General features: G+C 70.2%; 12 protein-coding genes and 1 pseudogene. 7 read left to right on the forward strand and 6 right to left on the reverse strand.

The window, feature by feature from the left end; all coding sequences use genetic code 11:
* The first annotated feature begins 43 nt into the window (after positions 1-43).
* Together ABZ464_RS18205 and ABZ464_RS18210 are read left to right on the forward strand one after the other, a co-directional pair.
* Positions 44-442 carry an OB-fold nucleic acid binding domain-containing protein gene (locus ABZ464_RS18205; protein WP_359277771.1) on the forward strand — a complete coding sequence of 133 codons (399 nt, stop codon included), beginning with the start codon at positions 44-46 and terminating at the stop codon, positions 440-442.
* 3 nt (positions 443-445) lie between these two features.
* Complete coding sequence (locus ABZ464_RS18210; RefSeq protein ID WP_359277773.1) at positions 446-1,201, forward strand: DUF3159 domain-containing protein; 756 nt, start codon at positions 446-448, stop codon at positions 1,199-1,201.
* A 36-nt stretch (positions 1,202-1,237) separates the two neighbouring features.
* On the opposite strand, the gene ABZ464_RS18215 is transcribed toward ABZ464_RS18210, so the two are convergent.
* Both ABZ464_RS18215 and ABZ464_RS18220 read right to left on the reverse strand, forming a co-directional pair.
* Positions 1,238-1,906, reverse strand: a complete 669-nt coding sequence (locus ABZ464_RS18215; protein WP_133914085.1) for a TrkA family potassium uptake protein — start codon at positions 1,904-1,906, stop codon at positions 1,238-1,240.
* Positions 1,906-2,574, reverse strand: a complete 669-nt coding sequence (locus tag ABZ464_RS18220; protein WP_359277776.1) for a TrkA family potassium uptake protein — start codon at positions 2,572-2,574, stop codon at positions 1,906-1,908. Before ABZ464_RS18220 ends, ABZ464_RS18215 begins: the two co-directional genes overlap by 1 nt.
* Positions 2,575-2,989: 415 nt before the next feature.
* On the opposite strand from ABZ464_RS18220, the gene ABZ464_RS18225 reads away from it, so the two are divergent.
* Together ABZ464_RS18225 and ABZ464_RS18230 are read left to right on the forward strand one after the other, a co-directional pair.
* Entirely contained in the window at positions 2,990-5,101 is a 2,112-nt protein-coding gene (locus tag ABZ464_RS18225; RefSeq protein WP_359277779.1) for an APC family permease, read from the forward strand.
* Between the two features lie 144 nt (positions 5,102-5,245).
* The gene (locus ABZ464_RS18230; protein ID WP_359277782.1) at positions 5,246-6,574 is read left to right on the forward strand and encodes a TRAM domain-containing protein; all 1,329 of its coding nucleotides are present in this window, start codon (positions 5,246-5,248) and stop codon (positions 6,572-6,574) included.
* Between the two features lie 88 nt (positions 6,575-6,662).
* On the opposite strand, the pseudogene ABZ464_RS18235 reads toward ABZ464_RS18230, so the two are convergent.
* Positions 6,663-7,089 (reverse strand): annotated as a pseudogene (locus ABZ464_RS18235) (DUF4188 domain-containing protein).
* Between ABZ464_RS18235 and ABZ464_RS18240 the strand changes: the two are divergent.
* Positions 7,019-7,180, forward strand: a complete 162-nt coding sequence (locus ABZ464_RS18240) for a hypothetical protein (RefSeq protein WP_359277994.1) — start codon at positions 7,019-7,021, stop codon at positions 7,178-7,180. The pseudogene ABZ464_RS18235 and the gene ABZ464_RS18240 overlap by 71 nt on opposite strands.
* Before the next feature lie 9 nt (positions 7,181-7,189).
* Here ABZ464_RS18240 and ABZ464_RS18245 read toward each other — a convergent pair whose 3' ends face one another.
* On the reverse strand, positions 7,190-7,399 hold the full coding sequence (locus tag ABZ464_RS18245; RefSeq protein ID WP_359277785.1) for a 2TM domain-containing protein: 210 nt from the start codon (positions 7,397-7,399) through the stop codon (positions 7,190-7,192).
* A 50-nt stretch (positions 7,400-7,449) separates the two neighbouring features.
* Complete coding sequence (locus ABZ464_RS18250; RefSeq protein ID WP_359277979.1) at positions 7,450-8,184, reverse strand: alpha/beta hydrolase; 735 nt, start codon at positions 8,182-8,184, stop codon at positions 7,450-7,452.
* A gap of 245 nt (positions 8,185-8,429) precedes the next feature.
* On the opposite strand from ABZ464_RS18250, the gene ABZ464_RS18255 reads away from it, so the two are divergent.
* Entirely contained in the window at positions 8,430-11,024 is a 2,595-nt protein-coding gene (locus ABZ464_RS18255; protein ID WP_359277787.1) for an FAD-dependent oxidoreductase, read from the forward strand.
* A 194-nt stretch (positions 11,025-11,218) separates the two neighbouring features.
* The gene (locus ABZ464_RS18260; protein ID WP_359277790.1) at positions 11,219-14,335 is read left to right on the forward strand and encodes an AAA family ATPase; all 3,117 of its coding nucleotides are present in this window, start codon (positions 11,219-11,221) and stop codon (positions 14,333-14,335) included.
* Between the two features lie 75 nt (positions 14,336-14,410).
* Here the strand turns inward: ABZ464_RS18260 and ABZ464_RS18265 are convergent, their stop codons facing one another.
* Positions 14,411-14,995 carry a hypothetical protein gene (locus tag ABZ464_RS18265; RefSeq protein ID WP_359277793.1) on the reverse strand — a complete coding sequence of 195 codons (585 nt, stop codon included), beginning with the start codon at positions 14,993-14,995 and terminating at the stop codon, positions 14,411-14,413.
* Positions 14,996-15,017 lie beyond the last annotated feature (22 nt).

The following is a 15,017-nucleotide window of genomic DNA, read 5'->3' on the forward strand; positions in this document are numbered from 1 at the left end:
GACGGGTTACGGCTGTGTCGGTGGGCCCCGGTACGCTTCACACATGAGTGGTGTTCCGCGTTCCGAGAAGCCGGTGGGCCGGTTCCGGCGCATGCTCGACCGGCTCTCCTCGTCCCAGGAGGACCTGGAGTCCCAGGAGCTGCGGGAGGACGCCGAGACGACCGGCTGCGTCCGGATCGGCGACTGCCAGGACCGGCAGATCGTCACGGTTACTGGTACCTTGCGCACGGTCACTCTGCGTCCGCGCGCCGGAGTCCCGGCCCTGGAGGCCGAGCTGTTCGACGGCAGCGCCGCGCTGGACGTGGTGTGGCTGGGCCGGCGCTCCATCGTGGGCATAGAGCCGGGGCGCAGACTCATCGCATCGGGCCGGGTCTCCATGAGCAGAGGCCGCCGGGTGCTGTTCAACCCGAAGTACGAACTGAGACCCCTCGGTAGGGAGTAGCCGGTGACGTCGCTCGACAAGCCGACCGAAGACACGACCGCGGAGGACACCGCCGCGGCCGACGCCCGGGCGGTGACCGAGGCCGCGCTGTTCGAGGCGTTCGGCGGGCTGCGGGGCATGATCGAGACGGTCGTGCCCGGCCTGCTCTTCGTCACCGTCTTCACGATCAACAAGGACCTGCACATGTCCGCGATCGCCGCGCTCGCGGTGTCGCTGGTCCTGGTCGTGGTCCGGCTGGCGATGAAGGACACCGTCAAGCACGCCTTCAGCGGGGTCTTCGGGGTCGCCTTCGGTGTCGTCTTCGCGATGATGACCGGCAACGCCAAGGACTTCTACCTCCCCGGCATGCTCTACACGCTGGGCCTGGCACTGGCGTACATCATCACGACCCTGTGCGGGGTCCCGCTGATCGGTCTGATCCTCGGCCCGGTCTTCAAGGAGAACCTCTCCTGGCGCAAGCGGAACCCGGGCCGCAAGAAGGCCTACGCCAAGGCCAGCTGGGCCTGGGGCCTGATCCTGCTCGCCAAGTGCGCGATCCTCTTCCCGCTGTACTGGTGGGCGAACACCGCGCAGCTGGGCTGGGTCCTGATCGCCCTGAAGATCCCGCCCTTCCTGCTGGCGGTCTGGCTGACCTGGGTCTTCCTGGCGAAGGCGCCCGCGCCGATCGACGTGTTCGCCGAGATGGAGGCGGAGGAGAAGGCGGAGGCCGAGCGGAAGGCCGCCGCCGAGGCCGCGGGTGGACGGCACCGTCGGGACTGAGGTATCTGGGGGCTGCCGCCCCCAGACCCCCGCTTCCTACGTGTCGCGCCGTACGGACAACAGGTCCTCCAGCTGCTCCTCCCGCGCCTGCGCGGCCACGAAGAGCAGTTCGTCGCCCGGCTCCAGGGAGTCCTCCCTGGTCGGGGTGAGGACCCTGGTGCCGCGGATGATGGTGACCAGGGAGGTGTCCTCGGGCCATTCCACGTCGCCGACCTGGGTGCCGGCCAGCGCCGACTCCTCGGGGAGCGTCAGTTCGACGAGGTTGGCGTCGCCGTGGCTGAAGCGGAGCAGCCGGACCAGGTCGCCGACCGAGACCGCCTCCTCGACCAGGGCGGACATCAGCCGGGGGGTGGAGACGGCGACGTCGACGCCCCAGGACTCGTTGAAGAGCCACTCGTTCTTGGGGTTGTTGACGCGGGCGACGACGCGCGGGACGCCGTACTCCGTCTTCGCCAGCAGGGACACGACCAGGTTGACCTTGTCGTCGCCGGTGGCGGCGATCACGACGTTGCAGCGCTGGAGCGCCGCCTCGTCCAGGGACGTGATCTCGCAGGCGTCGGCGAGCAGCCACTCCGCCTGCGGGACGCGCTCGACCGAGATGGCGGTCGGCGCCTTGTCGACGAGCAGGACCTCGTGGCCGTTCTCCAGCAGCTCGCCCGCGATCGAGCGGCCGACGGCACCGGCTCCGGCAATGGCGACCCTCATCAGTGACCGCCTTCCCTCGGGCCCTCGGCGAACGACGCCTCGACCTTCTCGACCTCGTCGGTACGCATCATCACATGCACCAGGTCGCCCTCCTGCAGCACGGTCTGCGAGGTGGGCAGTATCGCCTCGCCGAGCCGGGTCACGAACGCCACCCGGACGCCCGTCTCCTCCTGCAGCTTGCTGATCTTGTGGCCGACCCAGGACGGGGCCGCGTGCACCTCGGCGAGCTGGACGCCGCCGGTGGGGTCGCGCCACAGCGGCTCGGCGCCCGAGGGGAGCAGCCGGCGCAGCATCTGGTCGGCCGTCCAGCGGACGGTGGCGACGGTGGGGATGCCGAGGCGCTGGTAGACCTCGGCGCGCCGGGGGTCGTAGATCCGGGCGGCGACGTTCTCGATGCCGAACATCTCGCGGGCCACCCGGGCCGCGATGATGTTGGAGTTGTCGCCGCTGGAGACGGCGGCGAAGGCGCCTGCCTCCTCGATGCCCGCCTCGCGCAGGGTGTCCTGGTCGAAGCCGACCCCGGTGACACGACGGCCGCCGAACCCGGAGCCCAGTCGTCGGAAGGCGGTGGGGTCCTGGTCGATCACGGCGACCGTGTGCCCCTGTTGCTCCAGGGTCTGGGCGAGAGCGGAACCCACTCTGCCGCAGCCCATGATGACGATGTGCACGACCGTCCTTCCGGAAGTAAAGAAGTCAAGAAGTCAATAAATTTTTCTGGCGTGGCTCTGAACAGACTCTCAGACCGCCGACCAAGCTACACAGGCGCGGTCCGCGCAGGGCACCCCCGTGCACGGTTTGCGCGATCAGCGCCGGCTGATGCTCCAGACACTGAGAACGGTAAGGATTCCGAGGCCGACGAGGGTGGCGGCGGCTCCGATCAGCTCCGCGGTCGTGTGCATGGAACCTCCGATGGACGGCGGCGGGGCGGGGGTTGTCATATAGGCATGACGATCGGCGCGGCCACGGAATCCGCAGCCGACGCGTGGCCGATTTCACTCGTGAGGCAGACGCGGTGCTGCGGCACCCGGCTCACCCCGGGGGAGGGTGGGCGCGCCCCAGTTCGAAGGCATACGATCCTCTGTTGTGTCCAAACTGACCGACGTGCCCAAACGGATCCTGATCGGGCGCGCACTGCGCAGTGATCGGCTCGGAGAAACGCTCCTGCCGAAGCGCATCGCCCTACCCGTCTTCGCTTCCGACCCGCTGTCCTCCGTGGCCTACGCGCCCGGGGAGGTGCTGCTGGTCCTGTCCATCGCGGGCGTGTCGGCCTACCACTTCAGCCCGTGGATCGCCCTCGCGGTCGTCGTGCTGATGTTCACGGTGGTCGCCTCCTACCGGCAGAACGTCCACGCCTACCCGAGCGGCGGCGGCGACTACGAGGTGGCCACCACCAACCTCGGCGCCAAGGCCGGCCTGACCGTCGCGAGCGCCCTGCTCGTCGACTACGTCCTGACGGTCGCCGTCTCCATCGCCTCCGGCATCGAGAACCTCGGCTCCGCCATCCCCTTCGTCGTCGAGCACAAGGTGGCCTGCGCGGTCGCCGTCGTGATCCTGCTGACCCTGATGAACCTGCGCGGGGTCAAGGAGTCCGGAAAGCTCTTCGCCATCCCGACGTACGTGTTCGTCGCGGGCGTCTTCATCATGATCGCGTGGGGCGCGTTCCGCGGGCTCGTCCTCGGCGACACCATGCGGGCGCCGACCGCCGAGTACACGATCAAGGCCGAGCACCAGGGCCTGGCCGGTTTCGCCCTGGTCTTCCTGATGCTGCGCGCCTTCTCCTCCGGCTGTGCGGCGCTCACCGGCGTCGAGGCGATCTCCAACGGCGTGCCGGCCTTTCGCAAGCCCAAGTCGAAGAACGCGGCGACCACGCTCGCGGCGATGGGCCTGCTGGCCGTCACCATGTTCTGCGGCATCATCGTGCTCGCCCTGACCACCGATGTCCGCATGGCCGAGAACCCGGCCGTCGACCTGCTGAAGAACGGCGTCGGGGTCGGCCCCGACTACGTCCAGAACCCGGTGATCACCCAGGTCGCCGAGGCCGTCTTCGGCAAGGGCAGCTTCTTCTTCCTCGTGCTCGCGGCGGCCACCGCCCTGGTGCTGTTCCTGGCCGCCAACACCGCCTACAACGGCTTCCCGGTGCTCGGCTCGATCCTCGCCCAGGACCGCTATCTGCCCCGCCAGCTGCACACCCGCGGCGACCGCCTCGCCTTCTCCAACGGCATCGTGCTCCTGGCCGGCGCGGCGACCTTCCTGATCATCATCTACGGCGCCGACTCCACCCGCCTGATCCAGCTGTACATCGTCGGCGTGTTCGTGTCCTTCACGCTCAGCCAGACCGGCATGGTCCGCCACTGGAACCGCCACCTGGCCACCGAGACCGACCAGGCCAAGCGCCGCCACATGGTCCGCTCCCGGGCGATCAACGCCTTCGGCGCCTTCTTCACCGGCCTCGTCCTGGTCGTCGTCCTCGTCACCAAGTTCACGCACGGCGCCTGGGTCGCCCTGCTCGGCATGGTGATCTTCTACGCGACGATGACGGCGATCCGTAAGCACTACGACCGGGTCGCGGACGAGATCGCGGCGCCCGAGGGCCCGAGCGACGACAGCGTACGGCCGTCCCGGGTGCACTCGGTCGTGCTGATCTCGAAGATCCACCGACCGACCCTGCGGGCCCTCGCCTACGCCAAGCTGATGCGCTCCGACACCCTGGAGGCGCTCACCGTCAACGTCGACCCGACCGAGACGAAGGCGCTGCGCGAGGAGTGGGAGCGGCGCGGGATCGACGTGCCGCTGAAGGTCCTCGACTCGCCGTACCGCGAGATCACGCGGCCGATCATCGAGTACGTCAAGGGCCTGCGCAAGGAGTCGCCGCGCGCCGCCGTCTCGGTGATCATCCCGGAGTACGTGGTCGGCCACTGGTACGAGCATCTGCTGCACAACCAGAGCGCGCTGCGGCTCAAGGGGCGCCTGCTGTTCACCCCGGGCGTCATGGTCACGTCCGTGCCGTACCAGCTGGAGTCCTCCGAGGTGGCCCGGATGCGGGCCCGTAAGCGGCAGGAGTGGAACGCGCCGGGCGCGGTGCGGCGCGGTCCCGCGGAACAGGGCCGGGCGAAGGAGCCGACCGGCTCGGCGGCCGGGGCTCAGGGTTCCGCGTCGGGGTCCGGTTCCGCGTCGGGCTCCGCTTCGGAGTCGTAGAAGGGCTCACGGACCCGTAGCGGCCCTGCGGGCCCTGGGGGCCCTGGCGGCCCGCCCTTGTGGTGAACGGCCGGACGACAGCCACGTAGACTGGTGGGCTGTTGTCCGGCCGTTCCTCGTTCGACGTTGTGGAGTCACCCCGCCATGCAGGCAGAACCGAAGAAGACCCTGGTGGGGAACGAGTACGAGGTCGAGATCGGCCCCGTCGCCCACGGCGGCCACTGCATCGCCCGTACCGACTCCGGTCAGGTGCTCTTCGTCCGGCACGCGCTGCCCGGTGAGCGGGTCGTGGCCCGGGTGACCGAGGGCGAGGAGGGCGCCCGCTTCCTGCGCGCGGACGCGGTGGAGATCCTGTCCGCCTCCAAGGACCGGGTCGAGGCGCCCTGTCCCTTCGCCGGCCCCGGCCGCTGCGGCGGCTGCGACTGGCAGCACGCCAAGCCGGGCGCCCAGCGGCGGCTCAAGGGCGAGGTGATCGCCGAGCAGCTCCAGCGGCTCGCGGGCCTCACACCCGAGGAGGCCGGCTGGGACGGCACCGTGATGCCGGCCGAGGGCGACAAGCTGCCGGCCGGGCAGGTGCCGCAGTGGCGTACGCGCGTGCAGTACGCGGTGGACGCCGAGGGCCACGCCGGTCTGCGCCGGCACCGCTCGCACGACGTGGAGCGCATCGACCACTGCATGATCGCCGCCGAGGGCGTCAGCGAACTCGGCATCGAGCAGCGCGACTGGAGCGGGATGGCGACGGTCGAGGCGATCTCGGCGACCGGTTCGCAGGACCGGCAGGTGATCCTCACCCCGCGGCCGGGCGCACGGCTGCCGATCGTGGAACTGGACCGTCCGGTGTCCGTCATGCGGGTCGGCGAGAAGGACGGCGGCGTCCACCGCGTCCACGGCCGCCCCTTCGTCCGCGAGCGCGCGGACGGCCGTACGCACCGGGTCGGCAGCGGTGGCTTCTGGCAGGTCCACCCGAAGGCGGCGGACACCCTGGTGACCGCCGTCATGCAGGGACTGCTGCCGCGCAAGGGCGACACCGCCCTCGACCTGTACTGCGGCGTCGGCCTCTTCGCCGGCGCCCTGGCGGACCGCCTCGGCGAGAAGGGCGCGGTCCTCGGCATCGAGTCCGGCAAGCGCGCGGTCGAGGACGCCCGGCACAACCTCGCGGACTTCCCCCGGGTCCGCATCGAGCAGGGCAAGGTCGAATCCGTCCTCCCGCGCACCGGCATCACCGAGGTCGACCTGATCGTCCTCGACCCGCCCCGCGCGGGAGCGGGCCGCGCCACGGTGGAACACCTGGCCTCCCTGGACGCCCGCCGCATCGCGTACGTCGCCTGCGACCCCGCCGCCCTGGCGCGCGACCTGGGGTACTTCCGGGACGGGGGCTACCGGGTGCGGACGTTGCGGGCGTTCGATCTGTTTCCGATGACGCATCATGTGGAGTGCGTGGCGATTCTGGAGCCGGTCCGAGAGGGCGTCTGAGCTGCGGATTCCGGAGCTTCGGCAGCGGAGGCCCAGGTTACGGGACGGTGCGCCCGTACGGCGCATCCGCCGCCGACTGTTCGGACGCCTACTTCTCTGCGGCACTCAGACGCTGGGCCGCCGTGTCGCCGCGCCGGCCGACCGGTACGACACCTGTCGCGGCGGCGAGGCCGTAGGCGGGCATGTCGACGTACACCGATTCGTAGGAGCCTGCCGGGACGATGAACGTCTCGTGCCAGATGCCCACATGACCCTTTCCGGCGCGTGCTCGTCGGTTGAACGCCGCCCATGCGGGCCGGTGCTCCTTGTCCTGCTGGTGGGCGTAGGCGAGGAGCCGCTCCTTGTCGGACCAGTACTGGACGACGTAGAAAGTCCCGGACGCTGCCGTAGAGCACCTTGTAGCCGAGAAGTCCGCTGCTCTTTTCCTGGGACAGCTCGCGCAGCATGCGCGGCATCGACATGAAGGCCGGAAACCAACTGGAGAATGCTCGCAGCCGGTTGATCCGCAGCCCGATGTGGAAGACGACGACGTCGCCTTCGGCGGCGGCGGTGTTGCGACCCGGAACCACTTTCCCGGACATGATCCTCCTCTGGTCCTCGTTGTGATGGTTCAGGTCATGACCGGGCGAGTGATCGGAACTTCGAACGAATCGCCAAGAAGTGGATCAGCAGTCCGATACCCCAGCCCAGAATCGACCACAGGGGCCAGAAGAAGTGGTCGGATGTGAGAATCGCCCACAGCGCCACCTGGGCCGCATTGGCGATGACGTACCAGAAGAGGTGGATCCGCAGGCCCCACCTCATGGCCTTTTCGCTCTTGTGCATTTTCCCTCCCGTGGATCATCGGATCGATGCGCTTGCGGTGACCGGCGGTGCTATCGCGGGAGCACCTGTTCCTGCACGGCTTCCTGCACGGCCGTCTCGATGAGGGCCACCGTCGCACCCGGCCGGGAGACGAACACCATGTGCGAGGCACCTTCGACCACCTGGGTCTTCGCACCGGAGCGCTGGGCCATGAACTCCTGCGTCGCCGGCGGGATGATCCGGTCGGCGCCGCTGATGAGGTGGTAGCTCGGGATCGTGTGCCAGGCTTGCGGCCCAGCGGCGGGCTCGCCGAGGGCGGCGCCGGTGGCCGGGCGTTGCGTGATCGCATAGAGGGCGGCTTCCTCCTCCGACACGTCGGCCGCGAAATGGGGATGAAAGACCTTCGGGTCGATGTAGAGGTCCACCTGTCCGTCGGGCAGCGGCACGGGCTTCAGGGACTCGCCCACGGTGCTCCCCGGGAACTTCTCCACCAGTGCTTGCGCGCTCTCGCCGGTCTCCGGCACGAACGCCGCCAGGTAGACCAGTGCCTTCACGTTCGCGTTTCCCGCGGCGGCGGCGGAGATGACCGCACCGCCGTACGAGTGCCCGACCAGCACGATCGGTCCCTCGATGCTGTCCAGCAGCGCCTTGACGTTGGCCGCGTCAAAGCTGAGCCCGCGTAGCGGATTCGGTGCGGCGACCACCGGATAGCCGTCGGCGACGAGCCGCTTGGCGACGGCGTTGAAGCCGCTGCTGTCGGCAAAGGCTCCGTGCACGAGCACGATCGTCGGATTCCCGCTCACCATGGACCAACCTCTCCTTCGGACGACGGCCGACAACGACCGGAGCGGGTGTCGGGTTCTTCCACACCGTCCGGCCGACGGCCACTTCTTCGAGAACGTCACGGCTTCACACCCGCACGCTCGGCGCAAAGCTATGGCGGCGCACTGGACGGGAATTGAATGAGACCCGGACCTGGTCCAGAGGGGACTTCCCTGATTTTTCAGTCGATGTCAAGCCGGTTCGGTCAATCTGAGCCCGCTGAGGACGGATGACTGGGGGGTTGCGGATGGTCTCGGACGAGGAAGCCGACGTGGTGGTGATCGGGTCGGGTATGGGGGGTCTCGCGGCGGCGCGCACGATCGCGCAGTTCGGCGGGAAGCGTGTTCTCGTCCTCGAACAGCACTACACGCTCGGTGGGATGACGCACGAGTTCTCCCGCGCCGGGCGATACCGGTTCGGCACCGGGCTGCATTACATGAGCGCGAGCGCGGGCCCGTTCCTCGGGTTCATGACGGATGGAAGGGCGCAGCTTTCGCCGCTGCCGGACGAGTACGACGCACTGCACTTCCCGGGGTTCGATTTCACCGTCCCCGCGACGAGGGAACGGTTCCGTGAGCGTCTGAAGGAACGGTTCCCCGCCGAGGCCGACGCCATCGACGGCTTCTTCCGCACCACGCGCCGGGCCATGGCCGGGCTGGTCGCGCGCAATGTCGTGGCATCGTTGCCCGTCGGTCTGCGCACGGCGGGTGCGCCCGTCGTCGAGCGGCTGTTCCCGTCGGCGTTCCGGTCGTTGCGGGAGCAGGTGTCCCGCTGTTTCCGTGATCCGCGTCTGCGGGCCGTTCTGGCCGCGCGGTGGGGGCTGTACGGCACTCCGCCGGCGTCGAGCGCGTTCGGCTATCACGCGGCGGTCCCGCTGACCTTCTTCATGGAAGGCACCGCACATCCCGTGGGCGGTCCGCAGGAGCTCAACCGGGTCGTTCTGGAGATCCTTCAGCGGTACGGCGTGGTGCTGCGCGCCCGGCAGAGGGTCCATGAGGTCGTCGTCGAGGGCGGCAGGGTGGCCGGCGTCGACGTCGAGGACAGCGTCACCGGCCGCCGCTACCGGGTGCGGACGGACACCGTCGTCTCGGCGGCCGGCGTGCGCAACACGTACGCCCTGATCGGGAGGAGTCACGAACTGGCGGATCTGCCCGCGGAACGGTCGGCGGTCATGCTGTTCCTCGGACTGGACCGGTCGCCGGCCGAGTTCGGGCTGCGCGGCGAGAACCACTGGTTCATGCCGGATCTCGACGAGCACGACAGCGTTCATCGCCCTGTGGGGGAAGGAACGCTGTACGTGTCGTTCGCGTCGCTCAACAACCCAGCCGCCCGGTTCCACACGGTGGAGCTGCTGGAACTCGTCGATCCGAAGGTGGTCGACCAGTGGCGCGGGACGCCCGGGAACGAGCGGCCGGACAGCTACCGGAAGTTCAAGGACGAGCTGACCGACCGGCTGATCGCCCGCCTGGAGGAACGCTGGCCCGGTTTCCGGGAGACGATCGCGTTCGCCGAACTGGCGACGCCGCTGTCGTTCGAGACCTATCAGCACAGCGTGCGGGGATCCTTCTACGGACTCGCGGCGACTCCCCAGCGGCTGCGCTCGGCTCGGGCGGGATGCCGTACTCCGGTAAAGGGCCTCTTCGTGGCCGGGCAGGACGCCTGGGGGTCCGGTGTGGTGGGGGCGCTGGCGGGCGGGCTGATGGCGGCGAACGCCGTACTGAAACCGCGGCAGCTCGGGACGATGTGGCGGGCCATCCGTTCCGGCGGGACGACCCGGGATCTGGCCACGCCCTGGGAGGGCTATCTGCGCGTGGCCGGCATCGAGGTGCTGACCCCGACGGTCCGCAGGATTCGCTTCGAACCCCTGGACGGGGACACGATGCCGTTCTCGTTCGTCGCCGGGCAGTACGTGAAGGTCGACCTGCCCGTCGCCGTCGAGCCGATCGAACGGTCGTACTCGATCTGCAGCAGCCCGGGGGAGAGCGGCTTCCTCGAGATCGCTGTCAAGCACGAGCCGGACGGGCTGGGCTCGGGATTCCTGCATGAGGAACTGGAGGTCGGGCCGGCGTTGCGGGTGAGCGGCCCGCACGGCGGGTTCACCTGGGAGCCGGGCACCGAGGAAGGCACGGCGGACACACTCCTGCTCATCGCCGGGGGAGTCGGCATCACCCCGCTGATGAGCGTCCTGCTCGCGGCCGCCGACGCCGGTCACACGGGGCGGATCGTCCTGCTGGCGAGCTTCCGGACCGAGGACGAGGTGGTGTTCGGGCCGGAGATCACGGCGCTGCGGGCCCGGCTGCCGGGACTGGAGGTGTCGATCTTCGTCACCGAACGCGAGGGACGGATCGGTCCGGACGAGCTGCGGCCCCACGCAGGCCCGACGACCCGCGTGCACCTGTGCGGGCCGGCGCCCATGATGCAGGACCTGATCGGCCGCCTGACAGAACTGGGTGTGCCGCGAGAGGCCATCCGCACCGAGGCGTTCGTGTCGGGCCGGAGCAAGGAGACCCGCCGGGAGAAGGCGTACGCCATCGCCGTCGCCGCCGCGGCGGCCGGTGTCGCCCAGTTCATGATCGGCACGGTGGGCGGCGCCCCGGCGTTCCCGTGCGGCCCCGGGCAGTCGGTCCTCGACGCCGCCAACGCCGTCGGTGTCGCGTTGCCCCAGTCGTGCGGCGAAGGCGCTTGCGGTACCTGTCGGGTGCGGGTGCTCTCCGGCGCCCACGAGACCGACGACCGGGGGATGTTCTCCGCCGAGGAGCTGGCGGCGGGCTGGCGGCTGGCCTGCCAGACACTGCCCACCGAGGACCTGGTGATCGGTCAGTAGGACGGGCCGGCCGTGATTGCTCGGTGCGCTGCCCACCTGAGGGAATCCGCCGCGATCACCGCTGTCGCCCCTGGTCGTCCGCCGTGCATTTCCGGTATGGCGGACCGGGACTGGGAATGGGAAAAGGAATGGCTTCCTCCGGCACATCTCTGCGTCTGCAGGTTCTCGGCCCGCTACGGGTCTGGCGAGACGGTGTGGAACTGGACGCCGGGCCTCCGCAGCAGGCGTATCTGCTCGCGGTTCTCCTCGCCCGTGCGGGCGAGCCGATCAGCATCAGCGAGTTGGTCGACCTGATCTGGGCCGAGGACGTCCCGGCCTCGGCGGTCAACATTCTCCAGAAGTATGTCGGCGCGCTGCGGCGGCTGCTGGAGCCGACGTTGCCCGCGCGCGAACCCGGCTCGTACCTTCAACGTCGCGGCAGCGCGTACCTCTTCGTGGCCGGCCCCGGGACACTGGACGTCGTCAGGTTCCGTGAGCTGGTCGATACGGCAGAGGGCGGCGTCACGGAGCAGCGGCTCCATGCCGCACTCGACGGGTACTTGGAAGCGGTGGGGCTCTGGCAGGGCTCGGCCGGCGACGGGGTCGCCTACGGCTCGACCGGGATGGCTGTCTTCGCCGGGCTGGACGACGAGTTCCGCCACGCCTGCATGGCGGCCGCCGAGTTGGCGATCACGCTCGGCCGCCCCGAACGTGTGCTCCAGTCCCTGCACATGGCCGCCCGGATGGCGCCGCTGCACGAGAGGGTGCAGGCGAGTCTCATCGCCGCCCTGTCTGCCGCCGGCCAGCCGGCCGAGGCGCTGTCGGTGTTCCGGACCGTCCGCGCCCGGCTGGCCGAGGAACTGGGCGTCGACCCCAGCCCGGCACTGGTGGCCGCTCAGCTGCGTGTACTGGAACGGGCACCGGCCGGGGACACACTCCATGAACGGCCTGCGGCAGCCACCAGCGGGGCGCCGACCGCCGACAGCCTGGTCGGCAGGGCCGAGGAACTGGCTGTGGTGCGGCACGCGGTGGGATCGGCCCTGGCCGGATCGACGGGGCTCGTGTTCGTCGAAGGAGAACCCGGAGTGGGCAAGACCCGTCTGCTGGAGGAGGCCGCCGTCGAGGCGAACCGGAGTGGCGCGCTCGTCGTCCGAGGCCATTGCCTGCCGGGGGACGGCACGCCGTCGATGTGGCCGTGGGCGCAGATCGTCAACGCGCTCCTGGACGACGTGCCGGCCGCGGCGCGGGAGGAGTGGCAGGCGGGCGAACTCGGTCGTCTCGTGACCTCGCGCGGCAGCGGTCGGACGATGCCGGCAATGCCGGACGGCGGCGTCCGGTTCCGCTTCTTCGAGGAGGCTGTCGCGCTCGTCCGCCAGGTATCGGCGCGGCGACCTGTGGTGCTCGTCGTCGACGACCTTCAGTGGGCCGATGCCGCCTCGCTGGATCTGCTCCGTCACCTGATGACTCGGCTGCCGGGCGGCACCGGCGTGATCGGGGCCCTCCGCGACCGTGCGCCCGCGCCGAGTTCGGAACTGGGGCGGATGCTCGCCACGGCGAGTCGGCTGCCCGGTCACCACAGGATCCTGCTCGGCCCGCTCGGTCCGCCCGAGGTGGCCGAACTCGTCCGCCGTGAGACCGGGCAGGACCCGGGCCCGGGTGCCACCCGTCTCATCCACACCCGCACCGCCGGCAACCCCTTCTTCGTCCGCGAGCTGGCCCGGTTGCTCGCCGAGGGCGATGTCCGCACGGAGGCCACCGCGGTCCGGACCGCGGTACCGGCCACCGTCCGGGATGTCGTTCGCGACCGGATGGCCGGACTGGGGGCCGACGTCAGAGGCCTGTTGCAGATCGCCGCGCTGATCGGCCGTACCGTCGACCTCGCTCTCCTCGCCCGCACCGCCGGTCTCGACCACCAGACGTGTCTGGACCGCCTGGAGTCGTGCGAAGGGCTCGGCCTGCTCGAACCCTCGCCCGGGGACCCCTACTCGTTCGGCTTTCCGCACGATCTGGTCCGCGAATCGGTGGCCGAGGACATACCGCCACCGCGCGCGGCCCGGTTGCATCTGCTGGTCGCCGACGCGCTTGAGCACAGGGCCGCGGACACCGAGCTGGTGGCCGAGCGCCTCGCTCACCACCTGTGGTCCGCCGGCCCCCTCGCGGATCCGGCCCGAACGGCGACCGCGCTCGTCCGAGCCGGCCGCTGCGCGGCGGCCAAACTGGCTCTTGAGGCGGCCGCGCGACAGCTTCACTCGGCCGGGCAGGTGGCACGGACAGCGGGCCTGGCGGAGCTGGAGCTGGCTGCCCTGTCATTGCTCACCGCGGTGGACGGCATGCGGGTGGGATACGTGGGGTCGGTGGTCGACCTGCTGGAGCGGGCCGAACATCTGTCCCGTGGACTCGACCGGGAACGGAAGGCGGCCGACTTCCTCTTCTCCCGCTGGGCCGCGTACGCCCAAGGCATGAACCTGGACCGCGCCGGCCGACTGGCCTGCCGGCTGCTGGAGCAGGGCGAGGCGTCCGACGACCCGGTCGTGCGCGCCTACGGCTGGTACGCCTGGGGCATCCACCAGTGGGGAGTCGGCGACATCGGCGAGGCGTTTTGGTACCTGAGCCGGACCGACTGGACCGTGCTGGACGACCTGTCCCACCGGGAGGAGGACCCGCTCCGGCGCGATCTGCGGCTGATGGCGGTCGGGATGCTCGCGATGACGACCGCGCTGCACGGTGACACCGACGCGGCGCCGGCCCTCCTCGACACGATGGAGGCAGCCGCGGGCGACGATCCCTACGCGATCGCGGTCTGGGCGACCTACTCCGCACGGGTCGCCGCGTTGATCGGCGACCCCGTGCGGGCACTGCGCGCGGCGGAGCGCGGGATCGCCGTGGACCCCGCGTTCTCGTTCGGCTTCCTCGGCGGCTACCAACGGCTGGCCCGGTGCTGGGCGCGCGCCGTGACCGGCGAGGACCCGGCCGGTGCGGCCGTAGAGGCGCAGGAGCTGATCGTCGTGTCGCTCTCCGACCCGCCACGCTCGGGCCTGGCCACCTGGTACGGGCTCCTCGGCGAGATGTGGCTGGCGGCGGGAAAGCTGGACGAGGCCGACGCGGCGCTCGACCAGGCGGACTCGGCCGTCGAAACGTACGGCCAGCGCTACGCCGAAAGCCTGCTGCTTCTGATCCGGGCACGGGTGCTGCGGGCACGCGGAGAGCCGGTCCCCCTCGTCCGGGCGGTTGCCGAGCGGGCGCACGCACTGTCCGTCGAGCGCGAGGCTCACCTTTTCGCCCGCCGCGCCGCGGAACTGATCACCGAGCTTACGGACGGCGCATCCGGCTGACCTCCGCGTTCGGGCCGCCCACCGCCGGCGGGCGGCCCGAACGTGTGCTCCGGTCGCCCGGGCACCCTGTCGTCGTCACGGATGGGCAGTCGACGGTTCCCGACCGGGGACCGGTACGTCGAAGCAGTTCAGCACCATCGCGATGAGGCAGTAGCTGCCGATGAGGAACACCAGCTCGCCGACCCCGTCATGGCCCAGCAACCGTGTGGCCCGGTCGTAGGTGGAGTCCGGCAGTACGCGCCCGGAGGTCAACGCCATCGCGACGTCGTGGGCGACGGCCTGTTCGTCACTCAGCCCGGAGGGCCGCCCGCCCGCCGCCAGGGTCGCGATCCGTGCCTCCGGAAGGCCGACCTCATCTGCCGTCTGCTCGTGTGCGTACAGCAGATATCGGGCGCCGTACGCGGCGCCGACGGTGAGGATCGCCACCTCGCGAACGATGGGATCGAGATGAGCCTCCGCCGCGACCGCCCGCTGCAGAAACAGCGCCGGAACCCCGAACGCGGGGAAGTGCAGCATCGCCGCGAACGGCCCGACGAGCGCGCCGTCGCCGTCGAGGATGACGACGCGGCCCTGCTCCTCGGTGACGAGGCCGGCGATGCCGTCATGCACCTCGCGGAGTCGGGGGTCGAGCTCATCGCGTGGGATGGGTCGAATACGCATACGATGCTCCTCCTTCTCGGAG

This window comes from Streptomyces sp. NPDC005820, from assembly GCF_040630255.1.
GTDB lineage: Bacteria > Actinomycetota > Actinomycetes > Streptomycetales > Streptomycetaceae > Streptomyces.

Coding starts and splice junctions, on each gene's coding strand:
- ABZ464_RS18205 (WP_359277771.1), top strand. CDS start 44: ATGAGTGGTGTTCCGCGTTCCGAGAAGCCGGTGGGCCGGTTCCGGCGC.
- ABZ464_RS18250 (WP_359277979.1), bottom strand. CDS start 8,184: ATGGTGAGCGGGAATCCGACGATCGTGCTCGTGCACGGAGCCTTTGCC.
- ABZ464_RS18265 (WP_359277793.1), bottom strand. CDS start 14,995: ATGCGTATTCGACCCATCCCACGCGATGAGCTCGACCCCCGACTCCGC.
- ABZ464_RS18255 (WP_359277787.1), top strand. CDS start 8,430: ATGACTGGGGGGTTGCGGATGGTCTCGGACGAGGAAGCCGACGTGGTG.
- ABZ464_RS18230 (WP_359277782.1), top strand. CDS start 5,246: ATGCAGGCAGAACCGAAGAAGACCCTGGTGGGGAACGAGTACGAGGTC.
- ABZ464_RS18245 (WP_359277785.1), bottom strand. CDS start 7,399: ATGCACAAGAGCGAAAAGGCCATGAGGTGGGGCCTGCGGATCCACCTC.
- ABZ464_RS18215 (WP_133914085.1), bottom strand. CDS start 1,906: ATGAGGGTCGCCATTGCCGGAGCCGGTGCCGTCGGCCGCTCGATCGCG.
- ABZ464_RS18240 (WP_359277994.1), top strand. CDS start 7,019: ATGCGCGGCATCGACATGAAGGCCGGAAACCAACTGGAGAATGCTCGC.